This window comes from Pseudonocardia adelaidensis (genome assembly GCF_039543345.1).
Classification (GTDB): Bacteria; Actinomycetota; Actinomycetes; order Mycobacteriales; family Pseudonocardiaceae; genus Pseudonocardia; species Pseudonocardia adelaidensis.
This window is the reverse complement of record NZ_BAABJO010000022.1, coordinates 106015-124062: the sequence shown is the minus strand read 5'-3', so window position 1 is coordinate 124062 and position 18048 is coordinate 106015. Positions and strand designations below refer to the sequence as shown.

Sequence of the window (18048 nt, the reverse complement as noted above, 5' to 3'; positions counted from 1 at the left end):
ACTAGCCGGTGAGCAGGCCCCGCTGGTAGCCGGCCGCCACCGCCGACGCGCGGTCACGCACCGCGAGCTTGGCGTAGATGTGCAGCAGGTGCGTCTTGACCGTCGCCTCGCTGATGAACAGCCGTTGCGCCGTCTCCCGGTTGGTGGAGCCCTCCGCGACGAGCCGCAGCACCTCCAGCTCCCGCGCCGACAGCGCGTCCTGCGCCGGGGCGCGGACCTGGCCCATGAGCCGCCCCGCGACCGTCGGCGACAGCACTGCCTCCCCGCGGTGGGCGGCACGGACGGCGCGCAGCAGCTCCTCGCGCGGGGTGTCCTTGAGCAGGTAGCCGGTGGCGCCCGCCTCGATCGCCGGGAGCACGTCCCGGTCGGTGTCGTAGGTCGTGAGCACCAGCACCCGCGCCCCCGGCGTCGTGCGGTGCAGCTCCCCGATCGCCTCGACGCCGCCCATGACCGGCATCCGCAGGTCCATCAGCACGACGTCGACCGGGGTGGCCGCCACCCGCGCGAGCGCCTCGGCGCCGTGGCCCGCCTCGCCGACGACCCGCATGTCCGGCTCCCCCTCGAGGACGCCGCGCAGGCCGTCGCGCACGACGGGGTGGTCGTCGACGATCAGCACCCGGATCGGATCCATCACCTGACCTCCGCCGGGATCGCCGGCACGCTCGCGGAGAGCGCCGTGCCCTCGCCCGGCGCGCTCTCGACGCTGAAGGTGCCGGCCACCCGGCGCACCCGCTGCTCCATCGCCACCAGCCCGAACCCGGATCCCTCCACCGCGCCGCGCGTCGCATCGGGCTCGAACCCGCACCCGTCGTCGCGGACGTCGAGCACCACCACGTCGTCCATGTAGGACAGCGTGAGCCCGACGCGGCGGGCGGCCGCGTGCTTGCCCACGTTCGCCAGTGCCTCCTGCGCCACCCGGAACAGCGTGACCTCCAGCTCGGGCAGCAGCGGGCGTGGGTCGCCGGTGGTGTCGAGGACGAGCTCGGCACCGCTCGCCTCGGCCCACCGCTTCGCCATCTCGGCGACGGCGTCGGGCAGGTGCGCCTCCGCGAGCTGCCGCGGACCGAGCGCGTCCACCGAGCGGCGGGCCTCCGTGAGGCTCTCCCGGGCCAGCGCCCGCGCCGTGTCGATGTGCCGGCCCCGCACCTCCGGATCGCCGCCGGACGCGCCTGCCGCCTCGAGCTGGGTCACGACGCCGGTGAGGCCTTGGGCGATCGTGTCGTGGATCTCCCGGGCCAGCCGGGCCCGCTCGTCGAGCACCCCGGCCTCCCGGGCCTGGGCGAGCAGCTGCGCATGCAGGATCGCGTTCTCGTCGAGGGCCTCCGACAGCCGCCGGTTCGCGGCGCCCAGCTGGTCGATGACCTCGCGCCGGCGCTGGTTCTGCTCCGACATGAAGACCCCGAAGTAGGTGCCCCCACCCCCGAGGATGGCGTTGGCCACGGTGAGCACGGCCACGGCCGGCCCGAGCCCCGAGGTGAACTCGACGAACCTGCCCCCGACCTGCGCGTACGCGACGATCGCCGCACCGGTCACGACCGCGACGAAGCGCCACCGGCCGCGCAGGAACGCGAAGGCGTGGAGGTAGACGGCCAGCACCTGGAAGGCGAAGAGCGGCGAGGCGTGGACCAGCGCGGCCATCAACGCGAGCAGCCCACCCACGTAGACGGCGCCCGCGACGGGACGCTCCGCCCGCGGCCGCTCGCCCCTCGTGAACACCGCGCACCACGCCGCCGTCACCGGGACCAGCACCCCGACGACCAGCCACGGCCATACCGGGCCGTCCGCGAGGAAGGGCGGGGTGAGCGCGAGACCGATCGCCAGTCCCGCGTACGGGGCGTAGCGGCCGATCGCGATGTCGATGCGGTGCTCGACCGCGTCGAGCCGGCGCGCCGTCTGCTCGGCCCCGGACGACGCGCTCACCCCCCGCCTCCCACTCGCACACGGTATCCGCGGTCCCCCGGTGCGGGCGCAACCCCGCGATGCGCTCGCTCCGCGTCTCCCGGCACGGCATCCATGGTGCGCGACGGCGAGGGCCCTGTGATCGACCGGAGCACCGGCAGGAGGATCCGTCGATCGGTGGATGCCCGGCGGGCTGCGCTACCGTCGCCCACGTGCCCGAGGGCGACACCGTCCACCTCACCGCGGCGCGGCTGCGGGCGGCGCTGGCCGGGCAGTCGCTGGTGCGCGGCGAGCTGCGCCACCCGCAGCTCGTGGAGCACGACCTCGCGGGCCGCACGGTGCTCGACGTCGCCTCCGTCGGCAAGCACCTGTTCACCCGGTTCGACGACGGCCGCAGCCTGCACAGCCACCTGCGCCTGGACGGCGCCTGGCACCTCTACCGGCCCGGCATGCCGTGGCAGCGGCCCGCCCACCAGGCCCGCGCCGTCCTGGAGACGGCCGAGCGCACGGCCGTCGGGTTCAACCTGCACGACATGGAGCTGCTGCCCACCGCCGAGGAGGACCGGCTCGTCGGGCACCTGGGCCCCGACCTGCTGGACCCGGACTGGAGCGACGAGCACGCGGCGGAGGCGCTGCGCCGGTTCACCGCCCGCGGTGAGTCCGAGCTGGGCCTCGTGCTGCTCGAGCAGCGGGTGATGGCCGGCGTCGGCAACCTCTACAAGACCGAGGTGTGCTTCCTGCTCGGCCTCTCCCCGTGGACGCTCGTGCGCGACGTCCCCGACCCGGCCGCCGCGATCGACCTCGCCCGCACCCTGCTGCTGCGCAACGCCGACCGCCCGCAGCAGTCGACCACCGGCGAGCTCGCCCGCGGCCGCACGACCTGGGTGTACGACCGTGGCGGGCAGCGCTGCCGCCGCTGCGGCACCCGCATCCGCACCGCGCACCAGGGCGACGGCGTCCACGCCCGCATCGCCTGGTGGTGCCCGACCTGCCAACCCGGCCCGTCGCCCCGCGGCGGCGTCAGGGGCTCAGGTCGAGGGCGGCCCGGATGACGCTCTCGGCGTCGACGCCGTGGTGGCGGTGCACGTCGCCGAGGTCGCCGGACTGGCCGAACCGCGTGACCCCGAGGTGCGCGGCCCGGACCTGGTTGATCCCGGCGAGGAAGGCCAGCGTGTGCGGGTGGCCGTCGAGGACCGTGACCATCGGCGCGGCACGCCGGGCGGGGAACGCCGCGTCGAGGACCCACGGCTCGCCCGCACCGCGGCCCGCGCGGGCCTGCATCGCCTCGAACAGCAGACCCGGGCTGGTCACGCACACGACATCGGCGGGGATCCCGAGGGCGTCCAGCCGGTCCGCCGCCGTGAGCGCCTCGGGGACGAGGGCTCCCATCGCCACGAGCGTGACGGCGGGCTCGGCCGACGTGCGGCGCAGCGGGTAGGCGCCCGCCACGACCTGGCGCCGCCGGTGCTCGCGGGCGGCCGGGTCGGCGGGGACGGCGGCGAGCGCCTGGTCGACCGGCCGGGTCGACAGCCGAAGGTAGGCGGAGGTGCCGTCGGGACGACCCAACCGCGCGAGCGACGCCAGTAGCGTCCACTCGGCGTCGATCGCGAACGCGGGCTCGTAGCCGACGCAGCCGGGCTGTTCCAGCCCGATGGACGGGGTGGTGACCGACTGGTGGGCGCCGCCCTCGGGAGCCAGCGACACCCCGGACGGCGTGCCCACGAGGATCGACTGGCCGCCTGCGTAGATCCCGAACGACCACGGTTCGAGCGCGCGCTCGACGAACGGGTCGTAGAGCACGCCGATGGGCAGCAGCGGTTCTCCCCACCGGCTCCAGGTGGCGCCGAGCTCGCCGAGCAGCCCGACGAGGTTGGTCTCGGCGATGCCCAGCTCGAGGTGCTGCCCGGTGGGCCGTTCGCGCCAGTGCAGGATCGTCTCCGGGTCGTCGGCGAACCAGTCCACCCGCTCCCGGGCCGACCAGACCCCGACCTTGTTCACCCAGCCGGCGAGGTTGGTGGACGAGCTGACGTCCGGGCACAGCGTCACGACCCGCCGCGCCGCGTCGGGCGCCGAGCGGGTGAGGTCGAGCAGGGCCCGCCCCAGCGCGGCCTGGGTGGTGGCCGTGCCGCCCGGCGTACGGCCGAAGTCGGTGGGGATCGCCGGCGGCCGCGGCGGCGCCGGGGGCTCGCGGCGCAGCCGCCACGCCACGTCGGCGCAGAGCCGGGCGGCATCCGAACCGTCCGGGAACCGCACCCACGGGTCCTCGGCCGAGGTCCCGAGCCGCTCGGCGAGCAACGCCAACTGCGCGTCCGTGAGCAGCGACGAGTGGTTCTGCGGGTGGCCCTCCGTGGCGAGGCCGTAGCCCTTCACCGTGTACGCGAAGATCACCGTGGGCCGGGCGTCGTCGATCGAGGAGAGGGCCTGGTCGAGCGCGGCGAGGTCGTGGCCGCCGAGGTTGCGCACCGCGGCGTGCAGGGTGGCGTCGTCGAGGTCGGCGACGAGGCGGCCGAGCTCCGGATCGCTGCCGGGCAGCCGCTCCCGCAGCTGCGCGGGCGTGCAGCGCAGGAGCCGCTGGTACTCCGGGTTTGGCATCTCGTCGATGCGCCCGCGCAATGCCGCCCCGCCGGGCCGGGTGAACAGCTCCTCGAGCAGGTGCCCGTACTTGACCGTGAGGACCTGCCAGCCCGCCGCCCCGAACATGCCCTGCAGCCGGGGCACGCCGATGTTCGGGACGACCCGGTCGAGCGACTGCCGGTTGACGTCCACGATCCAGACGACCTCGCCGAGCTCGGCGACCATCGGGTCGAGGACCGCCTCCCAGCACGCCCCCTCATCCAGCTCCGCGTCGCCCAGCAGCGCGTACTGCCGCCCGCTCCCCGCCTCGGCGCCGGTGGAGGCGAGGTAGCGGCGGGCGAGCGCACCCCAGATCGGCGCCGTCGCGCCGATCCCGACCGAGCCCGTGGAGTAGTCGACCGGATCCGGGTCCTTGGACCGCGAGGGGTAGGCCTGCAGCCCGCCGAACGCCCGCAGCGTGGTGAGGTACCGCTCGTCGAGCTCGCCGAGCAGGTAGTTGATCGCGTGCAGCACCGGCGATGCGTGCGGCTTGACCGAGACCCGGTCCTGCGGCCGCAGGTGGGAGAACCACAGCGACGTCATGATCGACACCATCGACGCGCTGGACGCCTGGTGGCCCCCGACCTTCAGGCCGCTCGCGTTCGGGCGCACCCGGTTGGCGTGGTGCACGATCGCCGTGGCCAGCCACAGCACCCGCTTCTCGATCTCGCGCAGCGACTCCAGCGAGGGTGCGGCCGCGCCGGGCCGCGGGGCGACGCTCGTCATGTTTCCTCCTCGTGCCAGACTGCCGTCGAATGGCAGCACCTGGGCACGGAATGCACAACCACAAGTCGCCCCGTCGAGCAGAATGCTCAGAGGGAGCCGGGCAGTCGCCGAGAGGAGCGGGCACTGTGCGCAGTACCGACGGGGTCGACGCCACCGACGCGCGGCTTCTCCTCGCGCTCGCCGAGAGCCCGCGGGCCACGGTGCTGGCCCTCGCCGAACGCACCGGGCTGTCGCGCAACACCGTGCAGGCCCGGCTCGCCGGGCTGGAGGCCCGCGGGGTGCTCACCTCGTTCGAGCGACGCATCGACCCGTCGGCGCTTGGCTACCCGCTCACGGCGTTCGTCATGGTGCAGGTGACGCAGCGCATGCTCGCGGAGGTCGGCGCGGCCCTGCGGGAGGTCCCCGAGGTGCTCGAGGTGCTCGGCCTCTCGGGCCCGAGCGACCTCCTGGTGCGCGTCGTGGCCCGCGACGCCGACGACCTCTACCGGATCGCCGGCCTGCTGCTCGCTACCGACGGTGTCGAGCGCACCACCACCTCGCTCGTGATGCGCACGCTCGTGGAGCACCGCGTGTCCCCGCTGCTGGAGCGGGTCACGCGCGGCGCCTGACCCTCAGGCGGTACCGGGCTGCTGCTGCTTGTTGATCTGGGTGGGGGCAGCGGCCTGGTCGCCCGCGGTGACCTCGCCCGCCACGGGGGCGCCGTGCAGCGAGGCGCGGATCTGCTCCAGGCGGCTGGCGCCCGCCATGTCCACGGTGGACTGCTGGACCTCCAGCATGCGGCCCTGCACGGAGTTGGCCGCCAGGTCGGCCTGGCCGAGCGCGTTGGCGTAGCGGCGCTCGATCTTGTCGCGGACCTCCTCCAGCGACGGCGTGCTCCCCGGTGCCGCGAGCTCGGTCATCTGCCGCAGCGAGGCAGCGGCCTGCTCCTGCATCTTGGCCTGCTCCAGCTGGCTGAGCAGCTTGGTGCGCTCGGCGATCTTCTGCTGCAGCATCATCGAGTTGCGCTCGACGGCCTGCTTGGCCTGCCCGGCGGCCTGGATGGACTGGTCGTGCAGCGTCTTGAGGTCCTCGACGGACTGCTCGGCGGTGACCAGCTGGGTGGCGAACGCCTGCGCGGCCTGCTCACGCTGCTGCGCGGTGGTCTCGTCGCCCGCGGCGCGGGCCTGGTCGGCGAGCACGAGCGCCTGCCGCGCGGACGCCTGCAGCTTCTCGATCTCCCCGAGCTGGCGGTTGAGCTTCATCTCCAGCTGCCGCTGGTTGCCGATCACCGCAGCGGCCTGCTGGGACAGCGCCTGGTGCTGCCGCTGGGCCTCCTCGATGGCCTGCTGGATCTGGACCTTCGGGTCGGCGTACTCGTCGACCTTGGACGAGAACAGCGCCATCAGGTACTTCCAGGCCTTCGTGAAACCGTTGGCCATCTGCTCCGCCCTCCGAGTGCGGCGCGCTCGCCGCTGCCTGTCCGTCCGTTCCGAGCCCCATCGTGGCACCGGATGTCTCCGGCTTCCACTGATCGGCGACGATATCGGGGATGATCCGGAGGCCACCGTCGGGGCGACCCGGACCTCAGGCTACCGGGCCGGAGCTGAGTACGCGGACGTCCGAGCGCCCGCGAACACGAGAACGGGCGCCCGCCGCGAAAGCGGGCGCCCGTGGAAGCGGGACGGATCAGGCGGCGCGGACGGACGCCAGCGCCACCGGACGGGGGGCCGCGGGCTGCGGGACGGCGGGACGCGGCGCCACCGGGGCGACGGGTGCCACCGGCGACACCGGGGTGAACGGGCCGTCGTCGTCGGCCGTGGCCAGGCGCAGGTCCATGTGGCGCAGCCCGATCGGGCGGCGCAGGCGGGCGGCCTCGGCCGCGACGGTTTCGGCGGCGATGGCCTCGGCGGCCTCGGCGAGCAGGTCGTGCAGCGCGATCTCGAGTGCCTCGCAGATGGCGGCGAGCAGCTCGCTGGAGGGTTCCTTGCGACCGCGCTCGACCTCGGAGAGGTAGCCGAGGCTCACCCGCGCGCGCCGCGCCACGTCCCGCAGCGTGCGTCTGCGCGCCGTGCGCACGCGCCGCAGGCTGCCGCCGATCGCCTCTCGCATCAGCACCGCCATGCGACCCTCCTCCTCATCCGCCGGGCACAGTCGCCAGCACACCCGGTGAGATCACCGTACCGACTCCCGCCCCGCCGCGTCGCCGGGTTCACGGCCCGTCGCGTCCGCCCACGGCGAACACGCAGCCGCAGCCCCGTCAACCGGTGGCCGTCGCCGCCGCTCGCAGCCGCACCGCGCGCAGCACGTAGTCCACCCCGGTGCCGACGGTGAGCGCGAGCGCGAGGCCGAGCACGGCCCACCGCAGCACCCAGACCGCTCCCGCCTCGGGCAGCGGGAGCAGGAAGAGCCCGATCGCGATGGCCTGGCACAGCGTCTTCAGCTTGCCGCCGCGGCTGGCCGGGATGATGCCGTGGCGCAGCACCCAGAACCGCAGCACGGTGATTCCCAGCTCCCGCCCCATGATCACGATCGTGACCCACCACGGCACCTGCGCCAGCATGGACAGGCCGACGAGCGCCGAGCCGGTGAGCGCCTTGTCGGCGATGGGGTCGGCGATGGTGCCGAACGCCGTGACGAGACCGCGGCTGCGGGCGAGCTCGCCGTCGAACCGGTCGGTGATCGCGGCGAGCACGAAGACGCCGGTGGCCGCCAGGCGCCAGCCCACGTCCGTGCCGTCCTCGACGAACAGCACGACGAGGAAGACCGGCACCAGCAGCAGCCGGACACCCGTGAGGACGTTCGCGATGTTCAGCAGCGGCGGTGGGCTCGCCGGTGCAGAGCTCACCCCGACCCCCGGGCGCCCGCCGCGGCGAGCTCGCTGCGCGGTAGCCGCTCCCGCGGGGAGACGAGCAGGTCGGTGCCCTCGGTGCCCGTGACGACGGCCCGCACCAGCTCCCCGACCTCGAGGCCCGAGCCGCGCTCGAGCACGCACTCCCCGTCGACCTCGGGGGCCTGGTGGTCGGCCCGCCCGGTGCACTCGAAGTCCTCGTCCTCCTCGGCCTCGACGAGCACGGTGACCTCGGTGCCGACGCGGTCCTCGGCGCGCTGGGCCATCAGCTCCTCGACGAGCGAGGTGATGTGCTCGACGCGGCGGGCGATCTCCTCCGGCGGGAGCTTGCCGTCGTAGCCGGCGGCCTCGGTGCCGTCCTCGTCGGAGTAGCCGAACACGCCGACGGCGTCGAGGCGCGCGCCGGTGAGGAACGCCTCCAGCTCTGCGAGATCGTCCTCGGTCTCACCGGGGAAGCCGACGATGACGTTGCTGCGGATCCCGGCCTCCGGCGCGCGCGCGCGAATGCGCTCGCACAGCCCGAGGAAGTCCTCACGGGAGCCGAACCGCCGCATCCGGCGCAGCACGGCGGGGCTCGCGTGCTGGAACGACAGGTCGAAGTAGGGCGCGACGCCCGGGGTGGTGGCGATGACCTCGAGCAGGTCGGGACGAAGCTCCGCCGGCTGCAGGTACGACACCCGGACGCGGTCGATGCCCGGTACGTGGACCAGCCGGGGCAGCAGCCGCGCGAGCGCGGTCGTGCCGCCGGGCAGGTCCTTGCCGTAGGACGTGGAGTTCTCGCTGACGAGCACGAGCTCGCGGACGCCGTGCATACCCAGCCACGCGGCCTCGGCCACGACGTCGTCCGGCGGCCGCGAGACGAACGCGCCCCGGAACGACGGGATGGCGCAGAACGCGCAGCGGCGGTCGCAGCCGGAGGCGAGCTTGAGCGGGGCGACCGGGGCGTCCGAGAGCCGGGTGCGCGCGAGGTCGGGCACCCACGCGTGGCCGGGGACGGCGAGGTCGCCCGCGGCGGCGGGCCGCTCGACGGGGGAGATCGGCAGCAGCGTGCGCCGGTCGACCGGGACGTGCGGGGCCGGGGCGTGACCACCGATGACGTCGCCGAGCCGCTCGGCGAGCTCGGGATAGGCGTCGAAGCCGAGCACGGCGTCGGCCTCCGGCAGGCTTTCCGCCAGCTCGGCGCCGTAGCGTTCGGCGAGGCAGCCGACGGCCACGACCTTCGCGCCCCGGGGCGCCGCGGCGTCGGACGCGGCGAGCAGTGTGTCGATCGAGTCCTTCTTGGCCTGCTCGACGAACCCGCAGGTGTTCACGACGATCACGTCGGCGGTGCCGGAGTCGGCGTCCACCAGCTCCCACCCGCTACCCGTGAGGCGACCGGCGAGCTCCTCCGAGTCGACCTCGTTGCGAGCACAGCCGAGGGTGAGCAGGGCGGCACGCCGCGGAGCGTCGGGTTCGGGCACGGGCACCAGGGTATCCGGCGGCCTTCTCTAATCTGACGGGTCGTGGCGACACCACTCGTGCGGCGGGCACGCACCGCCGACGTCCGGACGATCAAAGAGCTCGTCGACGTGTACTCGGGACGCGTGCTGCTGGCCAAGGAGATGGTCACGCTCTACGAGTCCGTGCCGGAGTTCCTGGTGGCGGAGCTCGACGGCGAGGTGGTCGGCTGCGGCGCGCTGCACGTGCTGTGGGAGGACCTCGGCGAGATCCGCACCGTGGCGGTGCACCCGCGCGTGGTCGGGCGCGGCGTGGGGCACGCCATCGTCGGGCAGCTGATCTCCGGTGCCCGCGAGCTCGGCCTGCAGCGCCTGTTCGTGCTCACGTTCGAGAAGCAGTTCTTCTCCCGCCACGGGTTCGTCGAGATCGACGGCACGCCAGTGGAGCCGGACGTGTTCGCCGCGATGCTGCGCTCCTACGACGCCGGTGTGGCCGAGTTCCTGGACCTGGCGCACGTGAAGCCGAACACCCTCGGCAACGTGCGGATGCTGCTGCAGCTGTAGGTAACCTCGGGGCGTGAGCGCCTCCGTCGTCGAGGGCGCGTTCCGCGTGGGCGGGCGCGCGCCGGCGGCGTGGCTGCGCCCGTACGTCAGCGCGTACACCGGCTACCGGCAGGATGCGGGGCCGCAGTCGGTGCACCAGGGCGTGGCGTCGGCCCACCTCACATTCCTGTTCTGCCTCCACGGCCGCGTCGAGGTGCTCGGCAACGCCGACCCCGCCAAGCCGCCGGGCAGCTTCGCCGCGGCCGTCGGCGGGCTGCACGACGCCCCGGCCCGCATCGCCCAGGGCGACCCGCAGACGGGCCTGCAGCTGCGGCTCACCTGGCGCGGCGCCCGCGCGCTGCTCGGGGTGCCGGCCGGCGCCCTCGCAGGCGACACCGTCGACCTCGCCGCGCTCCTGCCCGGCCACGCCGCCACGCTCCTGGACCGGCTGGCCTCGGCGGGCGGCTGGGCGGAGCGATTCGCGCTGCTCGACGCCGAGCTCACCGCGCTGCTGCGACGCGGGCGCGGCGAGCACGGGGTGCTCCCGGAGGTCGGCTACGCCTGGGACCGGCTCGCCGAGACCGGCGGCAACCTGCGCATCGAGGAGCTGGCGCGCGAGGTCGGGTGGAGCAGGCGCCACTTGGCGGAGAGGTTCCGCACGGAGATCGGGCTCGCCCCCAAGGCCGCGGCCCGCGTGATCCGCTTCGAGGGCGCCTGCGACCGGCTGCTCACGCCGGACCGGCCGGCGTTGGCGGACGTCGCGGCCGACGCCGGCTACGTCGACCAGGCCCACCTGTCCCGTGACTTCCGCGACCTCGCCGGCATCCCCGCTACCGCGTGGCTCGCGGAGCGGACCGGCCGCTGAGCCCATCCCGCGGCCCCTGCCTCGGTGCCCGGACCGCACACACCTTCGCGGGATCGCACACATCCCCGGCCGTCTGTGCGGCCTCCGGTCGATGTGTGCGATCAGCCGACGCCCAGCTGCCCCTGGGCTACTCCTCGTCCTCGTCGTCCGGCGCCGGGCCGCCGCCCCGGATGAGGAACAGCGCGCTCTCCAGCTCGTCCGGCTTGATCAGCACCTCACGGGCCTTTGAGCCCTCCGACGGCCCGACGATCCCGCGGGTCTCCAGCAGGTCCATGAGCCGGCCGGCCTTCGCGAACCCGACGCGCAGCTTGCGCTGCAGCATCGAGGTCGACCCGAACTGCGAGGTGACGATCAGTTCGGCGGCCTGCACCAGCACGTCGAGGTCGTCGCCGATGTCCGGGTCGATCTCCTTGGCCTCGCCCGCCTTCTGCGCGGTGACGCCCTCGGTGTAGGTCGGCTCGGCCTGTTCCTTGGTGAACGCGACGACCGACGAGATCTCGTCGTCGCCGACGAACGCGCCCTGCATGCGGACCGGCTTGCCCGCACCCATCGGCAGGTACAGCCCGTCGCCCATGCCGATGAGCTTCTCGGCGCCGGGCTGGTCGAGGATGACGCGGGAGTCGGTGAGCGACGACGTGGCGAACGCCAGCCGGGACGGGACGTTCGTCTTGATCAGACCGGTCACCACGTCGACGGACGGGCGCTGCGTGGCGAGCACGAGGTGGATGCCGGCGGCACGGGCCTTCTGGGTGATCCGCACCACCGCGTCCTCGACGTCGCGGGGCGCCGTCATCATCAGGTCGGCCAGCTCGTCGACGATGCACAGGATGTACGGGTAGGGCCGGTACTCCCGCTCGCTGCCCAGCGGCGCGGTGATCTCGCCGGAGCGCACCTTGCGGTTGAAGTCGTCGATGTGGCGCACCCGGTTTGCCTGCATGTCCTGGTAGCGCTGCTCCATCTCCTCCACGAGCCAGGCGAGCGCCGCGGCGGCCTTCTTCGGCTGGGTGATGATGGGCGTGATCAGGTGCGGGATGCCCTCGTACGGCGTGAGCTCGACCATCTTGGGGTCGATGAGGATCATCCGGACCTCGTCCGGCGTGGCCCGCGACAGCAGCGACACCAGCATCGAGTTCACGAAGCTCGACTTGCCGGAGCCCGTGGAGCCCGCCACCAGCAGGTGCGGCATCTTCGCGAGGTTCGCCACGAGGAAGTGGCCCTCGATGTCCTTGCCCAGGCCGATGCCGAGCGGGTGCTGCTCGGAGCGGGCGGCCGACGAGCGCAGCACGTCGCCCAGGCGCACCATCTCGCGGTCGGTGTTGGGCACCTCGATGCCGACGGCCGACTTGCCGGGTATCGGCGCGAGCAGCCGCACGTTGTCGGTGGCGACGGCGTAGGAGATGTTGCGCTGCAGCTGGGTGATCTTCTCGACCTTCACGGCCGGGCCCAGCTCGATCTCGTACCGGGTGACGGTCGGGCCCCGGGTGAAGCCCGTGACCTGCGCGTCGACGTTGAACTGCTCCAGCACGCCGCTGATCGCCTCGATCATCGCGTCGTTGGCGCGGCTGCGGGTCTTCGGCGCCGGACCGGACGGCAGCAGGTCGCTCGGCGGCAGCTTGTAGGGGACGGCGTCCTCGGCGGCCGGCTGCACGGTGAGGCGCAGCTGCTCCCCCACAGCGGCGTCGGGCTCGGGTTCGGCCGGTGGCGTGGCCGGCACGGCGGCGGGCTTGCGCTTGGGCTGAGCCGGCGCGTCGGCGGCGGGCGGGTCGAGCGCATCCGGGGTGTCGGCGGCGTCGTCCCGGTAGACGTCGGCCACCCGGGAGGCCTGCCGCCTGCGCGACGGGCGCCGCAGCGCGATCGAGGGCGCCTCTGCGTCCTTCTTCTCGCCGGGCTCGCCGGCGGCCGGAGCGGGCTCCTCGACGGCCTGCCCGGTGAGCCGGCGGAACCGGTTCGGCACCTCGCGCACGGGGGTGGCGGTGAGGACGAGGAACGCGTACCCGGACAGCAGCGCGAGCACGGGGACCGCCACCCACGACGTCAGCCCGGTGGCGAGCGGGGTGGCCGCGACGTAACCGATCGCCCCGCCGCCCTGCGACCACTCGGCGGGCTCGTCCGGCCGGCCTGCCGCGATGTGCACGAGTCCGAGCACGCCGAGCGCGAGCAGCAGCGAGCCCACGGCGATCCGCGGGCGGGACTCCGGATGCGGCCGCGAGGCCATCAGCAGCACACCGGCCGCGACCACGACCACGGGGAGCGCCACCGCGCCGAGCCCGACGACCGCGGCCACCGCGCTGGAGACCCAGCCCCCGACCGGCCCGCCCGCTCCCCACCAGATGCCGGCCGCGGCCACCACCCCGAGCACGAGCAGCGCCACGCCCAGCCCGTCACGGCGGTGGGCGGGGTCGAGCTCGCGGGTGCGGCCCACGGCGCGGCCGACCGACCGGCCGAACCGGGCGATGCCCCGGCCGACGCCGTCGATTCCGCGGTCGATCAGGTCGGGCTGCCTCCGCGCGGGTGCGCGGCGGCTCGATCCCGACCGGCCGCGCGCGGTGGACCGGGACGCCGGCTTGCGCCGGGAGGACCGGCCCGACGACGCCCCGGACATCGCCGCCGTGCTCCGGCCGCCGCCTGCGGTCGTCCGTCCTGCCATGCGTCCGAGGTTATCGGGGACTGACCCCCGGTCCGGTGACCGACACTCTCCGAGCCCGGCGTCCGGGATCCGTCGGTGTCGCGTGCCACACTTCGTGCCATGACCGCCGGGAGCTGGAAGGCGGCATCCTTCGCGCCGGCGAGGTCGTGCTCGCGGTCGAGATCGTGTCGGTCGGATCGGAGCGCACCGACCACGCGATCGAGCACGGGGAGTACGCCGACTCCGGGATCCCGCACCACTGGATCGTCGAGATCGACCCCCGGCCCTCCCTGACCGCCTGCCACCGGGCAGGCGAGTTCGGCTACGCCGACGCCCCCGCCGTCACCGGCGTGTTCACGACCGAGGAGCCGTTCCGGGTCCGGCTCGACCTCGACCAGCTCGTTCAGCGGTAGCGCGTCAGCACCACCCACGTCGTCGTCCGCACGGTCTCGCGCCAGCCCTGGATGCCGTCGAGCACGGCGTCGAGCTCACCGGCGCTCGGGGCGGTGACCAGCACCATCAGGTCGTACTCGCCGGTCACCGACTCGATCTCGGTCACCCCCGGCATCGCGGAGAGCCTGCGGACGTAGCCGGCCACGTCCGCCGTACGCACGACAACGCCGACCCGGGCGCGGTGCGCGGCCGGAGTGCCCGGCAGCACCACGTCGGCCCGGTATCCGCGGATCACGCCGGCCCGCTCGAGGCGCTGCACCCGGGCCAGCACGGCGGTGCGCGACAGCCCGACCGCGCGGCCGACCTCGGCCATCGACGCGCGGCCGTCGCCGGCCAGGTGGGCGAGCACGCGGCGGTCGAGGTCGTCGAGCTGACGATCCGTCGGTGGCACGGCACACATCGTGGCACTTCGTCACCGATACCGACGCTCGACGCGCTGCGCACCGACGATCACCGAACCGACACTGGCGGCCATGACCGTCACCCCGGATCGCGTCCACGACACGCTGCGCCGGCACCTGCTCGTCGACGGCTTCGACCTCGTGCTCGACACCCGGGCGACCCGCGGATCGTGGCTGGTCGACGCCCGCGACGGGTCCCGCTGGCTCGACATGTTCAGCTTCTTCGCCTCGGCCCCGCTGGGCATGAACCACCCGGCACTCGCCGACGACGCGGCGTTCCGCGCCGAGCTCACCGAGGTGGCGGTCAACAAGCCGTCGAACTCCGACATCTACACCACGCACATGGCCGAGTTCGTCGAGACGTTCGAGCGCGTGCTCGGCGACCCCGCGCTGCCGCACCTGTTCCTCGTCGAGGGCGGGGCGCTCGCCGTCGAGAACGCGCTCAAGACCGCGTTCGACTGGAAGCGCCGGCACAACGCGCTGCGCGGCAGGCCCGAACAGCTCGGCACGAAGGTGCTGCACCTGCGCAAGGCGTTCCACGGCCGCAGCGGCTACACGCTGTCGCTCACCAACACCGACCCGCGCAAGACCGCGCTCTTCCCGACGTTCGACTGGCCGCGCATCGACGTCCCGGCCATGCGGTTCCCGATCGACGTCGCAGATCATCGGGCGGCGGTCGAGGAGGTGGAGGCCCGTGCCCTCGCGCAGGCCCGGGACGCGTTCGCCGCGCACCCGCACGACATCGCCTGCTTCATCGCCGAGCCCATCCAGGGCGAGGGCGGCGACAACCACATGCGGGCCGAGTTCCTGCAGGCGATGCAGGAGTTGTGCCACGAGCACGACGCCCTCTTCGTGCTCGACGAGGTGCAGACCGGCGGCGGCATGACCGGCACCGCGTGGGCGTACCAGCAGCTGGGCCTGCGGCCCGACGTCGTCGCGTTCGGCAAGAAGCTGCAGGTTTGCGGGATCATGGCAGGCGGCCGGGTGGACGAGGTGCCCGACAACGTGTTCCGCGTGCCCTCCCGCATCAACTCCACGTGGGGTGGGGGGCTGACCGACATGGTGCGTTCCCGCCGGTACCTCGAGGTGATCGAGTCGGAGGGCCTGATCGACCGGGCCGCGGCGCTCGGGAAGCGGCTGCTGGACGGGCTCGCCACGGTACCGGCGATCGACAACGTGCGGGGCCGCGGCCTGTTCGTCGCGGTCGACCTGCCCACGCCCGAGGCACGGGATGCGGCCCTGCGCCGGCTGCACCGCGACGAGAAGGTCCTGATCCTCGGCGGTGGCGAGCGCTCGATCCGGTTCCGCCCCGCCCTGACGATCGCCGAGGACGAGCTCGACCTCGCCGTCGCCGCGCTGGCGCGGGTGGTGCAGGCATGAGCGTGCGGCACCCGGCCCCGGAGCTGCAGCAAGGTGGCTTTGCTCCAGCTGAACCGGAGCAGAGCCACCTTGCTGCGGCCGAGGCGCCGCGTCTCGTCGGCGCCTTCGTCGGCGGCAGGTGGTGGGACGACGCCCCGGGTGGGCGACTCACCTCGCTCGACCCCGCCCGTGAGGAGCCGGTCGCCGCGGCACTGCTCGCCGACGCCGGCCTGTTCGTCGAGGCCTGCCGTACGGCCCGGGACGCGCAGCGCGCGTGGAGCGCCGTGCCGGCCCCGGTCCGCGGCCGGGTGGTCGAGCAGATCGGCCGCCTCGTCGAGGCGAACAAGGAGTCGCTCGCAGCCCTCGTCACCCGCGAGATCGGCAAGCCGATCGCCGAGGCGCGCGGCGAGGTGCAGGAGGTCATCGACACCTGCGCGTTCTTCGCGGGCGAGGGCAGGCGGCTCTACGGGCAGACCGTGCCCAGCGAGATGCCGGACAAGCAGCTGTTCACCTTCCGCGTGCCGGTCGGGGTGGCCGCGATCCTGACGGCGGGGAACTTCCCGGTCGCCGTGCCGTCCTGGTACCTGGTGCCGGCGCTGCTCTGCGGCAACACCGTGGTGTGGAAGCCCGCCGAGTACACGCCCGCGATCGCCGGGGCGTTCACCGAGCTGTTCGTGCGCGGCGGGCTCCCCGACGGTGTGCTGAACACGGTGCTGGCCGACGGCGCCACCACCTTCGACGGGCTGTCCGCCGCCCTCGACGCCGGGCTCGTCGACAAGATCGGCTTCACCGGCTCGTCCGCGGTGGGCGTGCGGGTCGGCGAGCTCGCGGGGCGCCACCTGCAGACCCCGTGCCTCGAGCTGGGCGGCAAGAACCCGCTCGTCGTGATGCCCGACGCCGACCTCGACCTCGCCGTCGAGGGCGCGCTGTTCTCCGGGTTCGGCACGGCAGGCCAGCGCTGCACGTCGCTGGGCACGGCGATCGTCCACGAGTCGGTGCACGACGAGTTCCTGCGCCGCTTCGACGCGGCCGTCCGGGCCGCCGCGATCGGCGACCCGACCCGCACCGACGTCCTCTACGGGCCGATGATCTCCGCGCGGTTCCAGGCGGGGTTCGAACGGCACCTCGACCTCGTGCGGCCCCACCACACCCTGCACGGCTCCACCGGCACCGGCCGGATCACGCCCGCCAACCCCCGTGGCGACTTCACCGGCGAGCCCGGGATCTACTCGCACCCCACGATCGTCGACGGCGTGGTGGCCGGCGACGCGCTCTACCGCACCGAGACGTTCGGCCCGATCGTCGGCGTCGCGGGGTTCGAGACCTTCGACGAGGCCATCGCCCTGGCGAACGGGCACGGCTACGGCCTCTCCGCGTCGATCTACACCTGCACCCCGGTGCACGCCTTCCGGTTCCGGGAGCGGGTGAGCGCCGGCATGGTGAGCGTGAACAACTCGACGTCAGGGGCCGAGGCGCACCTGCCGTTCGGCGGGAACGGCCGCTCCGGGAACGGGAGCCGGCAGTCGGGTATCTGGGTGCTGGACCAGTTCACGCGGTGGCAGTCGATGAACTGGGACTACGCGGGGAAGCTGCAGAAGGCGCAGATGGACACGGCCCAGCTCCCGGCAGACGCGGGGTTCCGCCTGCCCGAAGCGTGACGCCACGCCGCTCGCAGTCGGTGTGTGACGCCCGTCGGCCACGGGCGGTGGTACCGCTGTCGTACCAGCGGCCTGTCACGTGGACTCGTCATCCTCCGCGCCCGCCCGGCGGATGTCGTCGGCGACGAGCTCCTTGAACGGGTGCAGCCGCTCGTAGAGCTCCTCGGGCGGCACCGCCTCCTGCGGCTCGCGGGTGCCGATGATCCACGGGGCCGCCTCGACCGCCGTGTCCCAGGCCGACTCGTCGGCCGGCTGTGTGTCGCGGTGGCCCTCGGGCCGGTCCGAGGAGCCCGAGGGTTGCGCGGCTGGGCCGATGGCGTCGAGGTAGACGTTGTGGAAGCCCCTGCGGTCCTCCTCGTGGAACTCGATGCGGGCCCGCTTGCCCCGGAACCGGATCGCCTCCCGACCGATGCGGTCGCGGAACGTCGTGTACTCGTTGTCGGCGTCGTCGCGCAGGACGAACCGCGTCGTGCCCGACCGGCCGGACAGCTCCTCGACCTCGCGCACGCGCACTTCCCGCTCCACCTCGAGCGGATACCCGCTCCGGCGAGGTGGATGCCTGCTCCGAAGTCCGGCCGAGTGCAGCGTTCCGCCGGGTGTTCGGCTTCCGAACGCGCCCACGAGATCCCGGCCGAACGCATG

The 18048-nt window shown here is 73.8% G+C and carries 17 protein-coding genes; 7 read left to right on the top strand and 10 right to left on the bottom strand.

The features are described from left to right. Position 1 precedes the first annotated feature (1 nt). Both ABEA81_RS26555 and ABEA81_RS26550 read right to left on the bottom strand, forming a co-directional pair. Complete coding sequence (locus tag ABEA81_RS26555; RefSeq protein WP_345608208.1) at positions 2–631, bottom strand: response regulator transcription factor; 630 nt, start codon at positions 629–631, stop codon at positions 2–4. Further along, positions 631–1920 (bottom strand): sensor histidine kinase, encoded by a 1290-nt coding sequence (locus tag ABEA81_RS26550; protein WP_345608206.1) that lies wholly within the window; start codon positions 1918–1920, stop codon positions 631–633. The genes ABEA81_RS26555 and ABEA81_RS26550 overlap by 1 nt, the downstream gene beginning before the upstream one ends. A gap of 191 nt (positions 1921–2111) precedes the next feature. On the opposite strand from ABEA81_RS26550, the gene ABEA81_RS26545 reads away from it, so the two are divergent. Continuing rightward, a complete protein-coding gene (locus ABEA81_RS26545; RefSeq protein WP_345608204.1) occupies positions 2112–2951 on the top strand; it encodes a DNA-formamidopyrimidine glycosylase family protein in 840 nt (279 codons plus the stop codon). Here the strand turns inward: ABEA81_RS26545 and ABEA81_RS26540 are convergent. Further along, a complete protein-coding gene (locus ABEA81_RS26540) occupies positions 2920–5238 on the bottom strand; it encodes a transketolase-like TK C-terminal-containing protein (protein ID WP_345608202.1) in 2319 nt (772 codons plus the stop codon). The two genes, ABEA81_RS26545 and ABEA81_RS26540, sit on opposite strands and share 32 nt — an antisense overlap. A 125-nt stretch (positions 5239–5363) precedes the next feature. On the opposite strand from ABEA81_RS26540, the gene ABEA81_RS26535 reads away from it, so the two are divergent. Beyond that, the gene (locus ABEA81_RS26535; protein ID WP_345608200.1) at positions 5364–5846 is read left to right on the top strand and encodes an Lrp/AsnC family transcriptional regulator; all 483 of its coding nucleotides are present in this window, start codon (positions 5364–5366) and stop codon (positions 5844–5846) included. A 3-nt stretch (positions 5847–5849) separates the two neighbouring features. Here ABEA81_RS26535 and ABEA81_RS26530 read toward each other — a convergent pair whose 3' ends face one another. From ABEA81_RS26530 to rimO, 4 genes are all read right to left on the bottom strand, one after another. Continuing rightward, positions 5850–6656, bottom strand: coding sequence for a PspA/IM30 family protein (locus ABEA81_RS26530; protein ID WP_345608198.1), 807 nt, complete (start codon positions 6654–6656; stop codon positions 5850–5852). Between the two features lie 247 nt (positions 6657–6903). Continuing rightward, positions 6904–7338 carry a helix-turn-helix domain-containing protein gene (locus ABEA81_RS26525; RefSeq protein WP_345608196.1) on the bottom strand — a complete coding sequence of 145 codons (435 nt, stop codon included), beginning with the start codon at positions 7336–7338 and terminating at the stop codon, positions 6904–6906. Between the two features lie 136 nt (positions 7339–7474). Further along, the gene (pgsA, locus tag ABEA81_RS26520; RefSeq protein WP_345608194.1) at positions 7475–8062 is read right to left on the bottom strand and encodes a CDP-diacylglycerol--glycerol-3-phosphate 3-phosphatidyltransferase; all 588 of its coding nucleotides are present in this window, start codon (positions 8060–8062) and stop codon (positions 7475–7477) included. Further along, on the bottom strand, positions 8059–9531 hold the full coding sequence (gene rimO, locus ABEA81_RS26515; protein WP_345608192.1) for a 30S ribosomal protein S12 methylthiotransferase RimO: 1473 nt from the start codon (positions 9529–9531) through the stop codon (positions 8059–8061). The genes pgsA and rimO overlap by 4 nt, the downstream gene beginning before the upstream one ends. Before the next feature lie 36 nt (positions 9532–9567). Between rimO and ABEA81_RS26510 the strand changes: the two genes are divergently transcribed. Together ABEA81_RS26510 and ABEA81_RS26505 are read left to right on the top strand one after the other, a co-directional pair. Next, positions 9568–10065: an amino-acid N-acetyltransferase gene (locus ABEA81_RS26510; RefSeq protein WP_345608190.1), complete on the top strand. Its 498-nt coding sequence runs from the start codon at positions 9568–9570 to the stop codon at positions 10063–10065. A 13-nt stretch (positions 10066–10078) separates the two neighbouring features. Continuing rightward, entirely contained in the window at positions 10079–10909 is an 831-nt protein-coding gene (locus ABEA81_RS26505) for a helix-turn-helix domain-containing protein (RefSeq protein WP_345608188.1), read from the top strand. 127 nt (positions 10910–11036) lie between these two features. Here the strand turns inward: ABEA81_RS26505 and ABEA81_RS26500 are convergent, their stop codons facing one another. Next, positions 11037–13556: a DNA translocase FtsK gene (locus ABEA81_RS26500; RefSeq protein ID WP_425570664.1), complete on the bottom strand. Its 2520-nt coding sequence runs from the start codon at positions 13554–13556 to the stop codon at positions 11037–11039. Between the two features lie 146 nt (positions 13557–13702). Between ABEA81_RS26500 and ABEA81_RS26495 the strand changes: the two genes are divergently transcribed. Beyond that, a complete protein-coding gene (locus tag ABEA81_RS26495; protein WP_345608186.1) occupies positions 13703–13948 on the top strand; it encodes a hypothetical protein in 246 nt (81 codons plus the stop codon). On the opposite strand, the gene ABEA81_RS26490 is transcribed toward ABEA81_RS26495, so the two are convergent. Continuing rightward, positions 13939–14379 carry an Lrp/AsnC family transcriptional regulator gene (locus tag ABEA81_RS26490; RefSeq protein ID WP_345608184.1) on the bottom strand — a complete coding sequence of 147 codons (441 nt, stop codon included), beginning with the start codon at positions 14377–14379 and terminating at the stop codon, positions 13939–13941. The two genes, ABEA81_RS26495 and ABEA81_RS26490, sit on opposite strands and share 10 nt — an antisense overlap. Positions 14380–14461: 82 nt before the next feature. Here ABEA81_RS26490 and lat point away from each other — a divergent pair, with 82 nt between their 5' ends. Together lat and ABEA81_RS26480 are read left to right on the top strand one after the other, a co-directional pair. Beyond that, positions 14462–15769, top strand: a complete 1308-nt coding sequence (lat, locus tag ABEA81_RS26485; protein WP_345608182.1) for an L-lysine 6-transaminase — start codon at positions 14462–14464, stop codon at positions 15767–15769. Beyond that, positions 15766–17406 (top strand): aldehyde dehydrogenase family protein, encoded by a 1641-nt coding sequence (locus tag ABEA81_RS26480; protein ID WP_345608180.1) that lies wholly within the window; start codon positions 15766–15768, stop codon positions 17404–17406. The genes lat and ABEA81_RS26480 overlap by 4 nt, the downstream gene beginning before the upstream one ends. 75 nt (positions 17407–17481) lie before the next feature. On the opposite strand, the gene ABEA81_RS26475 is transcribed toward ABEA81_RS26480, so the two are convergent. Beyond that, positions 17482–17931, bottom strand: coding sequence for a hypothetical protein (locus tag ABEA81_RS26475; RefSeq protein ID WP_345608178.1), 450 nt, complete (start codon positions 17929–17931; stop codon positions 17482–17484). Positions 17932–18048 lie beyond the last annotated feature (117 nt).